The 11897-nt window shown below is 65.7% G+C and carries 13 protein-coding genes and 1 tRNA gene; 7 read left to right on the top strand and 7 right to left on the bottom strand.

Annotated features, from left to right (window positions below; genetic code table 11):
• Positions 1-386: 386 nt before the first annotated feature.
• The 4 genes from AAFX91_RS18880 to mnmA all read right to left on the bottom strand — a co-directional run bounded on the left by AAFX91_RS18880 (position 387) and on the right by mnmA (position 2841).
• Positions 387-463: transfer RNA gene (locus AAFX91_RS18880), tRNA-Met, on the bottom strand.
• 128 nt (positions 464-591) lie between these two features.
• A complete protein-coding gene (locus tag AAFX91_RS18875) occupies positions 592-951 on the bottom strand; it encodes a hypothetical protein (protein ID WP_130580311.1) in 360 nt (119 codons plus the stop codon).
• Positions 952-1003: 52 nt separating this feature from the next.
• Positions 1004-1642: a class I SAM-dependent methyltransferase gene (locus AAFX91_RS18870; RefSeq protein ID WP_394567397.1), complete on the bottom strand. Its 639-nt coding sequence runs from the start codon at positions 1640-1642 to the stop codon at positions 1004-1006.
• Positions 1643-1662: 20 nt separating this feature from the next.
• Entirely contained in the window at positions 1663-2841 is a 1179-nt protein-coding gene (gene mnmA, locus AAFX91_RS18865) for a tRNA 2-thiouridine(34) synthase MnmA (protein ID WP_394567398.1), read from the bottom strand.
• A 384-nt stretch (positions 2842-3225) separates the two neighbouring features.
• Between mnmA and AAFX91_RS18860 the strand changes: the two genes are divergently transcribed.
• Complete coding sequence (locus tag AAFX91_RS18860) at positions 3226-4797, top strand: flagellar hook-length control protein FliK (protein ID WP_394567395.1); 1572 nt, start codon at positions 3226-3228, stop codon at positions 4795-4797.
• Here the strand turns inward: AAFX91_RS18860 and AAFX91_RS18855 are convergent.
• Entirely contained in the window at positions 4772-5257 is a 486-nt protein-coding gene (locus AAFX91_RS18855) for a DUF1772 domain-containing protein (RefSeq protein WP_207234708.1), read from the bottom strand. The two genes, AAFX91_RS18860 and AAFX91_RS18855, sit on opposite strands and share 26 nt — an antisense overlap.
• Positions 5258-5477: 220 nt before the next feature.
• Between AAFX91_RS18855 and AAFX91_RS18850 the strand changes: the two genes are divergently transcribed.
• The 6 genes from AAFX91_RS18850 to AAFX91_RS18825 all read left to right on the top strand — a co-directional run bounded on the left by AAFX91_RS18850 (position 5478) and on the right by AAFX91_RS18825 (position 10821).
• Complete coding sequence (locus tag AAFX91_RS18850; protein ID WP_002714638.1) at positions 5478-5753, top strand: DUF1153 domain-containing protein; 276 nt, start codon at positions 5478-5480, stop codon at positions 5751-5753.
• A gap of 174 nt (positions 5754-5927) precedes the next feature.
• A complete protein-coding gene (gene fliF / locus AAFX91_RS18845; RefSeq protein WP_394567389.1) occupies positions 5928-7559 on the top strand; it encodes a flagellar basal-body MS-ring/collar protein FliF in 1632 nt (543 codons plus the stop codon).
• 1 nt (position 7560) lies between these two features.
• Positions 7561-8646, top strand: a complete 1086-nt coding sequence (gene fliG, locus AAFX91_RS18840) for a flagellar motor switch protein FliG (protein WP_028165359.1) — start codon at positions 7561-7563, stop codon at positions 8644-8646.
• Complete coding sequence (locus AAFX91_RS18835) at positions 8646-9269, top strand: FliH/SctL family protein (RefSeq protein WP_130581248.1); 624 nt, start codon at positions 8646-8648, stop codon at positions 9267-9269. The genes fliG and AAFX91_RS18835 overlap by 1 nt, the downstream gene beginning before the upstream one ends.
• Before the next feature lie 22 nt (positions 9270-9291).
• Positions 9292-9642, top strand: coding sequence for a flagellar motor switch protein FliN (gene fliN / locus AAFX91_RS18830; RefSeq protein WP_028165361.1), 351 nt, complete (start codon positions 9292-9294; stop codon positions 9640-9642).
• 48 nt (positions 9643-9690) lie between these two features.
• The gene (locus tag AAFX91_RS18825) at positions 9691-10821 is read left to right on the top strand and encodes a sigma 54-interacting transcriptional regulator (RefSeq protein ID WP_394567388.1); all 1131 of its coding nucleotides are present in this window, start codon (positions 9691-9693) and stop codon (positions 10819-10821) included.
• A 129-nt stretch (positions 10822-10950) separates the two neighbouring features.
• Here AAFX91_RS18825 and AAFX91_RS18820 read toward each other — a convergent pair whose 3' ends face one another.
• Both AAFX91_RS18820 and AAFX91_RS18815 read right to left on the bottom strand, forming a co-directional pair.
• Positions 10951-11115 carry a hypothetical protein gene (locus AAFX91_RS18820; protein ID WP_165421318.1) on the bottom strand — a complete coding sequence of 55 codons (165 nt, stop codon included), beginning with the start codon at positions 11113-11115 and terminating at the stop codon, positions 10951-10953.
• Positions 11116-11312: 197 nt separating this feature from the next.
• Positions 11313-11894: a flavin reductase family protein gene (locus AAFX91_RS18815; protein ID WP_394567387.1), complete on the bottom strand. Its 582-nt coding sequence runs from the start codon at positions 11892-11894 to the stop codon at positions 11313-11315.
• Positions 11895-11897 lie beyond the last annotated feature (3 nt).

The following is an 11897-nucleotide window of genomic DNA, read 5'->3' as shown; positions in this document are numbered from 1 at the left end:
GACCGCGAGATCGATCGCCTGATCACGAACATTGCGAAGGGCGCGGATTTCGACACCTACAACCCGAAGGTCAATGACCTCGCGGCCGAACGGAAGCGTGTCAAGGCCGAGCTCGCACAGATCGCGGCCGCTTCCGAGATCGTTACCGTCCACCCGGCGGCGATCGAGCGCTATCTCGCCGATATCAAGCGCCTGGCCGAGGTCGCCGCAGAGGCTGCGGAACTCGACGAGCCCGAGCTCGTCGCAACGCTGCGCCAGCTGGTCCAAGCCGTCATCGTTCATGCGCCGCCGGGGACCGACGAATTCGCAATCGAGATCAAGGCATCCTTGTCGGAATTGACGTTGCCGGGACCGTTGCTGAAACGTTCGGGTGGGGGGGGGACAAGTGGTAGCGGGGGAGGGACTCGAACCCCCGACCCCAGGATTATGATTCCCGTGCTCTAACCAGCTGAGCTACCCCGCCACGGCGACGCCGTTGCGGCATGGAAATGCCGCGGCGCGAATGCGCGGCATATAAGGAGTGGGCGGACGGCCTGTCAAGCAAAGCAGGCTGTCGGCCAAGTCCCCTGCCAAGGTGCTGCGAAACGGGGGCTATTTGGGCCGGACGGAGGGATCGCCGCCGGGGCTGCCGGGTGGCGGGATCACCGGTGTATTGCCGCCGTCCGGGGCCGGCGCGTGCATTTCCGGGTCGACCCCCGCGGGCGGGCACAAGACGCCGTCGGAACGCGCAAGCTTGTCGCCGAGCGGCTCGGATCGCTGGCCGGTGGTGGTATCCGGCGTGGCGTTGGGGTTCGCCGGACGTTGCATCGGCGTACAATTCTCGCCGCGTGGCGGCTGGGGCGGCGCGGTCTGCGCCGGGGGTGTCGTCGGCGCAGGCGGGGCCTGTGCGACCGCCGCACCCGACACCGCCATCAGCACACCGAAAAAGAGAAGTGACTGGTTCATCCGCATGCAAAGAAAACGGCGGGCGCGCGCGGAGGTTCCGCACCAGCCAAGAGCTCATTCACGATTTGCGGAAGCGGATCAGCGAAAAATGCCCCATCGGCGGCATCGGGCGCCGCTCGGCAAGGGTGACGCCGCCGTGTTTCCTGGCCCAGTTGGCGAGCCGCGCCCATGGAAATTCCGGCCGCCAGCCGAGCCTTCGGGCAAGCGGCGCAAATGCCAGTTCGAACAGGCGCCGCGGCCCGCTTTCGGCGCCGATGTGGTTGACCAGGATCAGCTCGCCGCCAGGCTTCAGCACGCGGATGAAATCATCCAGCGTCGCCTCGGGATCCGGCACCGCCGTGATGACATATTGCGCTACCACCGCGTCGAAGAATGAATCCGGGAACGCGAGGTCCTTGGCGTCCATCACCGCCAGCGTCTCGACATTGGTCAGGCCCAGCGCGCGCACGCGCTGCTGCGCCCGCCGCAGCATCGGCTCGGAAATATCAACGCCGCAAAGTCTGGTGCTCCGCGAATAGTCCGCCAGCGACAGCCCGGTGCCGACGCCGACATCGAGCACACGGCCGCCGATCCGGTCGGCTTCCGCGATCGTCGATTGCCGGCCCTGATCGAACACCTTGCCGAACACGAAATCGTAGATCGGCGCCCAGCGCCCATAGGCCTTTTCGACCCCCTCGCGGTCGATATCCGCCGCCATCCCCCTGCCCCGAATTTATGTCAGCGCACGGCCTCGGCGAGAGGCCGCGCCATCGCAGCCACGTTCCTCGCGGCTGCGCTCTTGATGAATCCGCCGCCGAGCACGCGCGCCTGGCCGGACGGCGTGTCGTAGAACACGCAGGCCTGCCCGGGCGATACGCCCTCTTCGCCGGCGACGAGCTCGACCTCGTAGCCCCGATCGGTCCTGCGCAGCAAGGCCGGCTGCGGCGCGCGCGTCGAGCGCACGCGCACGAATAGCTCGATGCCCTCGCCGATGACGCGATCGAGCGCGCCATCGCCGATCCAGTTGACGTCGCGCAAGAGAATGCGATCCATGCGCAGCGCCTCGCGCGGGCCGACGACGACACGGCGGCTCGCCGCATCGAGCCTCACGACATAGAGCGGCGCGCCGGTCGCGATCCCCAGCCCCTTGCGCTGGCCCACGGTGAAATGGACAATGCCCTGGTGCTGGCCGATCACCTTGCCGTCGAGATCGACGATGTCGCCGGGCGCAACCGCGTCCGGCTTCAAGCGGCTGATGATGTCGGTGTAGCGGCCGGTCGGCACGAAGCAGATGTCCTGGCTGTCCTGCTTGTCGGCGATCTCGAGACCGAAGCGGCGCGCGAGTTCGCGAACCTGCGGCTTGGTCATGTCGCCGAGCGGAAAGCGCAAATAGTCGAGCTGCTCGCGCGTGGTCGCGAACAGGAAATAGCTCTGGTCGCGATCGGCGTCGGCGGCACACACCATCGCCCGCGATCCGTCGGCGAGGCGCCGCGAGGCGACATAATGCCCGGTCGCGAGCACGGCGGCACCGAGCTCGCGCGCGGTCGCGAGCAGATCGCGAAACTTGATCGCGCGGTTGCACTCGATGCACGGCACCGGCGTCTCGCCGAGCGCGTAGCTGTCGGCGAAATTGTCGATCACCGATTCGCGGAAACGACTCTCGTAGTCGAGCACGTAATGCGGAATGCCGATCCGCTCGGCGACATTGCGGGCATCGTGGATATCGCGGCCGGCGCAGCAGGCGCCCTTGCGATGGGTCGCGGCGCCGTGGTCGTAAAGCTGCAGCGTGATCCCGACCACGTCGTAGCCTTCCGACTTCAAGAGCGCAGCCGTCACCGAAGAGTCGACGCCGCCGGACATGGCGACCACGACCCTCGTATCCTCGGGACGGCCTTCGAGATCGAGACTGTTGCGCATGGAAGAGGTCATCGATTTCTATCGCGAGCAGCCGTTGCCCCCGCGACCAGCGTTAAAAGCGGACTTTGCCCAGAAGGCTTTGGAGCATCGCCGAAAAGGGCTGATTTGCCTCGTCGGGGCGCAGGAAGAGCCACCCTTTAATATAGGCCGTATCGCCGCGAAGCAATCAGCCGTCCTTGGAAGAGATATAGACGGCAAATCTTGCCGCCGGGCAAAAAGCGAACCGCCGCGACATTGCTCCAAATCCGGCACCCTCCTCGTAAGATACTGTAATATAATGGTATTTTTTCGAGGACTCGCTGGCCCGCTCCTTGCTGATGGGGAACTGAAGTTCCATCCCGAGGGTCGGTTGTGGTCAAGGTCGCGCAAGAAGCATTGGCAGGCATGTCGTTTCAGGCCAATTCGCCGAGGTCGGCGCGGCCCGATTCCGGCCCCGCGCCCGGAAATGACAGTTTTGCCGCGCTGGTCGACAGCAACACGGCGGCCCGCGACGATCGGCCCGACGACAGTTCCCGTCCTCCGCCGGCATCGGCGCGCCGGAACGATGATCCCGCTTCGGCGGCGAACACGAGGTCGCGCGATGACGGCGCCGGCCCTGACCGCCCTGAGCGAAATGATGTCGATGCGCGCAACGACGCCGGCTCCAGCGGTCGGACCGACAAGCCCGATCACGCTGACTCGAAGTCCGACACGCCAAAATCCGATTCGGCAAAGTCGTCGAAACCGAAGGACGATGCCCCGGCCAAGGATGATGCCAAGGACGGTGATGAATCCAAGCAGGACGACGGCACCGCTGCAACCACGGTGATTGCCGCGACGGCTTCCGCAGTCGTCGCCAGCCCCGCCAATGCAGCGCCCGCAACACCGCCGGTCTCGGACCCGGCTACCGCTCCGCTCGCGACGGCGGCCGCGGCAATCGCGGCTGTGGCCTCGGTCGCCGGTACGGCTCCCGCAGCGGCCGACGCGGTCAAGACCGATGCCCAAGCCAATGCCCAGGCCGAGGCTCAGACGGACGCCAAAGCGGTAGCCGCCGTTTCCGATAGCGCGGAGGCAGTTGGCGGCACCGCGACCGGCATCGCGCTGTCTGCAGCCGCCCTCTCGCCGACGCCGCAGGCAAAGGCCACAACCCAGTCAAAGCCGACGCTGACCGCGAAGGACGCCATCCCCACGTCAGGCGCGCAAGACAACGCAACAGACTCCGCGCCGGCCGAAGCGCCGACTGGCATTGTCCCGGATATCGCCCCGCCAGAAGCGGCCGCCGGCAAGCAGAAAGCCGAGCACGCCTTTGTTGACGCGGTGAAGGCGGACGCCTCAGGCCATTCCGCGCTGACGCCGGCTGCGCACGCCGCAAGCCATGTGGAGTCGGGCGCCGCGAACCCCGCGCAAACGCTGGCCGCTGCATCCGACAACGCTGCGCAGGCGGCCGCCATGATCCAGCCGCAGATGCCATCCACGCCCACGACGCCGTCGGCCAATGCGCAACTGACCGTGACCGCGGCAACAACCCATGGCAATGCGGTGCCGGTCAGCGGCCTCGCACTGGAGATCGCGGCCTCGGCCAAGAGCGGCAAGAGCCAATTCGAAATCCGGCTCGATCCGCCCGAGCTTGGGCGCATCGATGTGCGCATCCATGTCGACAACCATGGCCAGGTGACGTCGCATCTGACCGTCGAGCGGCCGGAAACGCTGCAGATGTTGCGCCAGGACGCCAACCAACTGCAGCGCGCGCTGGACAATGCCGGCCTCTCGACCGGCAATAGCGGATTACAGTTCAGCCTGCGCGACCAGTCGTCGTCGGGGCAGAACGGCGGCAACCAGTCCAATCCCAATGCACATCGCCTGATCGTCAGCGAAGACAGCGTGCCGGCGACCGTCGCCGGCCGCAGCTATGGCCGCATGCTCGGCGCGAGCGGCGGCGTCGATATAAGGGTCAGTCCGCCGCGATGGCGGCGATGAAAAGCGCGCAGGCCGCCGTGGAGGCCACCGTCCGCACGTGATTCCAGAATGTCCATTCCTTGAGATACCGCGCCCATATCGAAGCTGCCTCAGTGCTAGCCGGATCGGCCGCGGCCAGCGCATTGTTGAGCGGCACGTTGAAGATCATCGTCACGACGAACATGCCGACGACGTAGAGCACCCCGCCGGCGAGCATCGCCGCCGCGCCGGGCTCGCCCAGGCGGAAGACCGCAAGGGCGGCGAGGATCGCGCTCACCAGCGTCGTGCCGAGGAAGAGCGGCATGAACGGCGAGCGGACGATGTCGACATTGATCGCATTCATGGCCGCAATGCCGGATGCCCGCTCGATGCGGCCGAGTGCCCTCATCACGAAGGTCGAGAACGCAAAATAGAGCCCGGCAAGCAGGCCACAGCCGATCGCCGCGAACCAGAGCAGGATCGGCACTACAATCTCGCCCACGGGCGACCTCGCTTCCGCTGGGTTGTGATTCGGCCCCCACCAAGCGCCCGTCGGCTCCGGCCTGGCCGCTTTTCCCACACTGGCACAGGTGCCGGGACGGAGCCACCTTACCGGCATTTCCAACGCGATTCGTATTGCAGGATTGCGCTTAGGCAAATTTTAAGCCGACACGCGTAGGTTGGCAGAGTGAGTTCAGTGGTCGAGAGTTTGTGAGTACGCCATGACAGAACCCCATCGCCCGAGGGTGAAATACGTCATCGGGCCTGACGGCAGTCCGCTAACCATTGCCGACTTGCCCGCGCCCGGTACAAAACGGTGGGTCATTCGCCGGAAGGCTGAAGTTGTTGCCGCAGTGCGCGGCGGTCTGCTCTCCCTGGAGGAAGCTTGCAGCCGCTACACGCTGACGGTCGACGAATTCCTTTCCTGGCAATTTTCCATCGATCAGCACGGCTTGGCCGGGCTGCGCACCACCCGGATCCAGCAATATCGACAGTAAGCCCTCGAAACCAATCGAATTTGATGAAAACCGGCCTCGCTTTGCGAAGCCGGTTTTTTTCATGTCCTACTTTCTGCCGCGGTTCTTAACCGTCGTTAACCGGATGGAAACCATACCCTAGGCAATAATTGCCCAGTCGGACCCTCCGAGGGCCGAATCCCCTGGGGGCGGTTGGTGCAAAGTCTGGTTGCTTTCCTGAAGGGCCTGGGCGCGGCCCGGTTGGCGGCGATGGTGGCGGTCACCGCCGCGCTCATCGGCTTCTTCGCCTTCGTCATCTTGCGCGTCACCACGCCGCAACTGACGACCCTGTTCACCGATTTGAGCGTCGAGGACTCCTCCGCGATCGTCAAGGAGCTCGAGCGGCAGGCGATCCCGTTCGAGCTTCGCAATGAAGGCACCGTCATCATGGTGCCAAAGGACAAGGTCACGCGCCTGCGCATGAAGCTCGCCGAGGGCGGCATGCCCAAGGGCGGCGGCGTCGGCTACGAGATATTCGACAAGTCGGACGCGCTCGGCACCACGAGCTTCGTTCAGAACATCAACCATCTGCGCGCCCTGGAAGGCGAGCTCGCCCGCACCATCCGCGCCATCGACCGCATCCAGGCCGCCCGCGTGCACCTGGTGCTGCCGGAGCGGCCGCTGTTCTCGCGCGAGACGCCCGAGCCGTCCGCTTCCATCGTGGTGCGGGTGCGCGGCACCCTCGAACCGCAGCAGATCCGCGCCATCCGCCACGTGGTCGCCTCCGCCGTCAACGGGCTGAAGCCGCAGCGGGTCTCGATCGTCGACGAGGCCGGCCAATTGCTCGCCGACGGCGCCACCAGCGATGCCGACAACGCCGTCGGCGACGAGCGCCGCGCCGCCTTCGAGAAGCGGATGCGCAAGCAGGTCGAGGACATCGTGTCCTCCGTGGTCGGCCAGGGCCGCGCCCGCGTCCAGCTCTCCGCCGATTTCGACTACAACAAGATCACCCAGACCTCCGACAAGTTCGACCCCGAAGGGCGCGTGCTGCGCTCGAGCCAGACCCGGGAGGAATCCAGCCTCTCCGCCGACAATAGCGGCCAGGTCACGGTCAACAACGAGCTGCCCGGCAACCAGAACCAGGACAATGCCGCGCGCGCCCGCGACCAGAGCAAGAAGAGCGAGGAGACCAACAATTACGAGATCTCCCGCACCACCAAGACCGAGGTGACCGAAGCCGGCCGCGTCAACCGCATCTCGGTCGCCGTCCTCGTCGACGGCAGCTACGCCAAGAACGAAAAGGGCGAGATGGTCTACCAGGACCGTCCCAAGGAGCAGCTCGACCGCATCGCCGCCCTGGTGCGCTCGGCGATCGGTTTCGACCAGAAGCGCGGCGATCAGGTCGAGGTCGTCAACCTGCGCTTTGCCGAGGGCCCCTCGGTCGCCCCGCTCAACGAGCCCACCGGCCTCCTCGGCATGCTGCAGTTCACCAAGGACGACGTGATGTATGTGATCGAGCTCGGCGTGATGATGCTGCTTGGCCTGGTCGTGCTGTTCATGGTGATCCGCCCGCTCGTGAAGCGCATCCTGGCCAACGAGGTCGTACCCGGCCGCGCCGAGGCCTCGGTGCCCGCGCTGGCCGACGCCAGCGCGCAGGCCGGCAGCGAAGGCGGACAGGGTCAGGCGCTCCTGACCGGCGGCGGCGCCGCGCACATGATCGACGTCGCCCAGATCCAGGGCCAGGTCCATGCCCAGGCCGTGAACCGCGTGGGCGAACTGGCCGAACGCAATCCGAACGAAACCGTCTCCATTGTTCGCCAATGGCTGACCGAGCCTGCGGAGACCTGAGATGGCCAGCGTCCCGCAAACCGCGAACGCCAACGACATCACAAGCGTCATATCGACGCTGTCGAGCCGTCAGGGCGACCGCCCGAAGAGCAAGCCGATCTCCGGCCCGAAGCGCGCGGCGATCCTGATGCTGGCGCTCGGCGAAAAATACGGCGGCAAGGTGTGGTCGTTGCTCGATGACGACGAGGTACGCGAACTGTCGATGGCGATGTCGACGCTGGGCACTGTGGAGGCCGACGTGGTCGAGGACCTCTTGCTCGAATTCGTCTCGCGGATGTCGGCCTCGGGCGCACTGATGGGCAATTTCGACGCTACCGAGCGGCTCTTACAGCAATATCTGCCGGCCGACCGCGTCTCCGGCATCATGGACGAGATCCGCGGGCCCGCGGGCCGCAACATGTGGGAGAAGCTCTCCAACGTCCAGGAAGAGGTGCTCGCCAATTACCTCAAGAATGAATATCCGCAGACCATCGCCGTGGTGCTGTCGAAGCTGAAGTCCGAGCACGCCGCGCGCGTGCTGGCGATCCTGCCCGAGGACATCGCGCTCGATGTCGTCGGCCGCATGCTGCGGATGGAGGCGGTGCAGAAGGAAGTGATCGAGCGCGTCGAGCAGACGCTGCGCACCGAGTTCATGTCGAATCTGTCACAGACCCGCCGCCGCGACGCCCATGAGGTGATGGCCGAGATCTTCAACAATTTCGACCGCCAGACCGAAACGCGCTTCATCACCTCGCTGGAAGAGGAAAACCGCGAATCCGCCGAACGCATCAAGGCGCTGATGTTTACCTTCGACGACCTGGTCAAGCTCGATTCCGGCTCGGCCCAGACGTTGATGCGCCATGTCGACAAGGAGAAGCTCGGCATCGCGCTGAAGAGCGCCAATGAGGAGGTCCGCAACTTCTTCCTGGGCAACATGTCCTCGCGCGCCGGCAAGATGCTGATGGATGACATGGCGGCGATGGGACCGGTGCGCCTGCGCGACGTCGACGAGGCGCAGGCGCTGCTCGTCAATCTCGCCAAGGATCTCGCCGCCAAGGGCGAGATCATGCTGACCAAGAATCGTGCCGACGACGAACTGGTGTACTGATGGCCGCGCCCGCAAAATTCCTGTTCGATACCGACTTCTCGGCGCCCGCCAAGTCGCGTGAGCGTGCCGCAACCGCCGCCGAGATCGCCCAGAAGGTCGCGGAAGCCGAGGCGCGCGCCTATCGCAACGGCTACGATGCCGCCCAGCGCGAGGCGAAGGTGGAGAACGACCGCCGCGCCGCGCTCGCGCTGGAGGAGATCGGGCTTGCGATCAAGAACATCGCGTCACGCTTTTCCGGCATCGAAGCGCGGATGGAGACCGAAGCAGTCGACGTCGCGGTCTCGGTCGCGCGCAAATTGTGCGCCGAAATGATCGCGCGCGAACCGCTTGGCGAGATCACGGCGCTGGTCTCCGACTGCTTCTCGCATCTGGTCTCGACCCCTCACATCGTCGTCCGCATCAATGATGCGCTCTACGAGGGCGCGCGCGAAAAGATCGAGCGGCTGGCCACACAGAGCGGATTTCAGGGCCGCCTCGTGATCCTGGCCGAGCCGACAATCGCGACCGGCGACTGCAGGATCGAATGGGCCGACGGCGGCATCGTGCTGGAACGCGCGACGATCGAAGCCAAGATCAACGAACTTGTCGGACGCTACATGGCGTCCCGTGACCAACGGCCATGAGGATTGAGCCAAAGGATCGACGATGAGTGACACCGACACACATGTCCCGCTCCCCGACCTCAACTCGGCGGACGCGCCAAGGGACGACGATGTGGGCTATAACGAGGACGAACACGCTTCGCGCATCGCCTCCGACCTGGAAGCCGTCTTCGACGTGCCGGTGCAGGTCTCGGCCGTGCTCGGCCGCTCCAAGATGGATGTCGGCCAGCTCCTGAAGCTCGGCCCTGGCACCGTGCTCGAACTCGACCGCCGGGTCGGCGAAGCCATCGACATCTATGTCAACAACCGCCTGGTGGCGCGCGGCGAAGTGGTACTAGTCGAAGACAAGCTCGGCGTGACCATGACCGAAATCATCAAGGCAGAGCGTAGCTAACTTCCTAACGGATGCGCGCGACGGACGCGCGGGAGACAGGAGACACTCATGCGGCTTCTCATCGTCGGCACCCTGAGGGGGCAGCTCACGACCGCCACCAAGATCGCGATGGACAACGGTGCCTCCGTGACGCACGCGGAAGGCAACGAGCAGGCGATGGCGGTGTTGCGCAGCGGCAAGGGCGCCGACCTGCTGCTGGTCGATGTCGCCCTCGACATCCGCGACCTTGTGATGCGATTGGAAGCCGAGCACATCCACGTGCCGATCGTCGCCTGCGGCATCTCCAACGATGCCCGCGCCGCGGTGGCGGCGATCCGCGCCGGCGCCAAGGAATACATCCCGCTGCCGCCCGAGCCGGAGCTGATCGCCGCCGTGCTCGCCGCGGTCGCAAATGACTCCCGCGATCTCGTCTATCGCGACGAAGCCATGGGCCGGGTGATCAAGCTGGCGCAGCAGATCGCGGGCTCGCACGCCTCCGTATCGAAATTGCTGCGCGCGATCCAGGAGCGCGTGATCGACCGCGTCGGCGGTACCAAGCCGGTGCCGGTCGACATCCGTATCATCGCGACCTCGAACCGCAATCTCGCGGACGCCGTGCGCGCCGGCACCTTCCGCGAGGACCTCTTGTTCCGCCTCAATGTCGTCAACCTGAAGATCCCGCCGCTGCGCGACCGGCCGGCCGACATCCTCGAGCTGGCGCAGCATTTCGCGAAGAAATACGCCGAGGCCAACGGCGTGCCGGCGCGGCCGCTGTCGGCCGAGGCACGGTGGGTGCTGACCACGAACCGCTGGCCGGGCAATGTCCGCGAGCTCGAAAACACCATCCACCGTTCCGTGCTGATGGCGCAGGGCGACGAGATCGGCCCCGAGGCCATCGTGACCCCGGACGGCGACCGCCTCGACCTCGCCCGGACCGCGCCGGCGGTCGCTCACGCCACCCTCGCCGCCGAGCAGGTGACGCGCGCGCTGGTCGGCCGCACCGTTGCCGACGTCGAGCGCGACCTGATCCTGGAGACGCTGAAGCACTGCCTCGGCAACCGCACCCATGCCGCCAACATCCTCGGCATTTCGATCCGCACGCTGCGCAACAAGCTCAACGAATATGCCGATGGCGGCGTGCCGATCCCGCCCGCTGGATCAGGCACGGCCGACTACCAGCGCCTCGCGACGGCGGGGTAGTCGTCATCACCGTCATTGCGAGCGAAGCGAAGTAATCCATCGTGCCACACGCGGAGACATGGATTGCTTCGCTGCGCTCGCAATGACGGAGCGGATGCGACTGCGTTCGCATCGCAATGACGCCTGGAGCTACGAATAACTCGGCGCGTCGGGTTTTCGGAAAATGTGAATGGGGTCGCCGGGCGTAAAGTCACGCCCGGTGAAGGCGACATAGGCATAGAGCGCGAGATAGGCGATCGCGAGCGCACCGATGCCGTAGAAGACCCAGGTTGCAAGACGTTTCATCAAGCCCATGACGCGCTTCGTTCCTTCCGGCAATAGATAAAGACCGATGCCTTCTATTGCGCGAGGAGACAAAACGCCACGGCTGGCGTCATCGTTCCCAGAACAAGTAGCCCGGGTGAAGCGCAAGCGCAACCCGGGACCGCCCCTGACCGCCGACGCGGAGTCCCGGGTTGCGCGTTCCGCTCCACCCGGGCTACGAGCTGATGTCAGCGCAGATGCACGCCGCGCGTGGGCACGCTGACATCGGCCAGCTTGGCCGCATCCTCATCTTGATCGACGGCGACATAGCGGCCCTGCCAATAGGCGAGCGCCGCGGTGCGCGAGGAGACCTGCACATCGAGCACGCGCCCGATGACGATCGCATGCGAATGACGCTCCAGGATGTCCTCGACCTCGCAATCGATCGCCGCCAGCGCGCCGACCAGAAGCGGCACGCCGGAGGCGCGCGTCGTCCATTGGGCGCCGGCAAATCGCTCGGCGCCTTTCAGGCCGCCTTTGCCAGTGAAGCGCTCGGCGATCTCGACCTGGTCCGAGCTCAAGATGTTCACGCCGAAAACGCCGTGGCGCTCGACCAGCGGCCAGGACGATGCGGCGCGATTGAGGCTCACGATCAGCGAGGCTGGCTCGACCGACAATGAGGAGACGGAGGTCACCGTCATCCCGGAGATGTCCTTGCCGCGCCCCGCCGTGATGACGCTGACCCCGCCGGTCAGATGGCGCATGGCGCCGCGAAACTCGTCGGAGGTGACCACGGGATCGATCGCGATGTCGCGGACGGCGGGGTTCATGCG

This window comes from Bradyrhizobium sp. 31Argb (assembly GCF_043638955.1).
Classification (GTDB): Bacteria; Pseudomonadota; Alphaproteobacteria; order Rhizobiales; family Xanthobacteraceae; genus Bradyrhizobium.
Note: the sequence above shows the minus strand (reverse complement) of the source record. Positions and strands in the feature narration are given on the sequence as shown.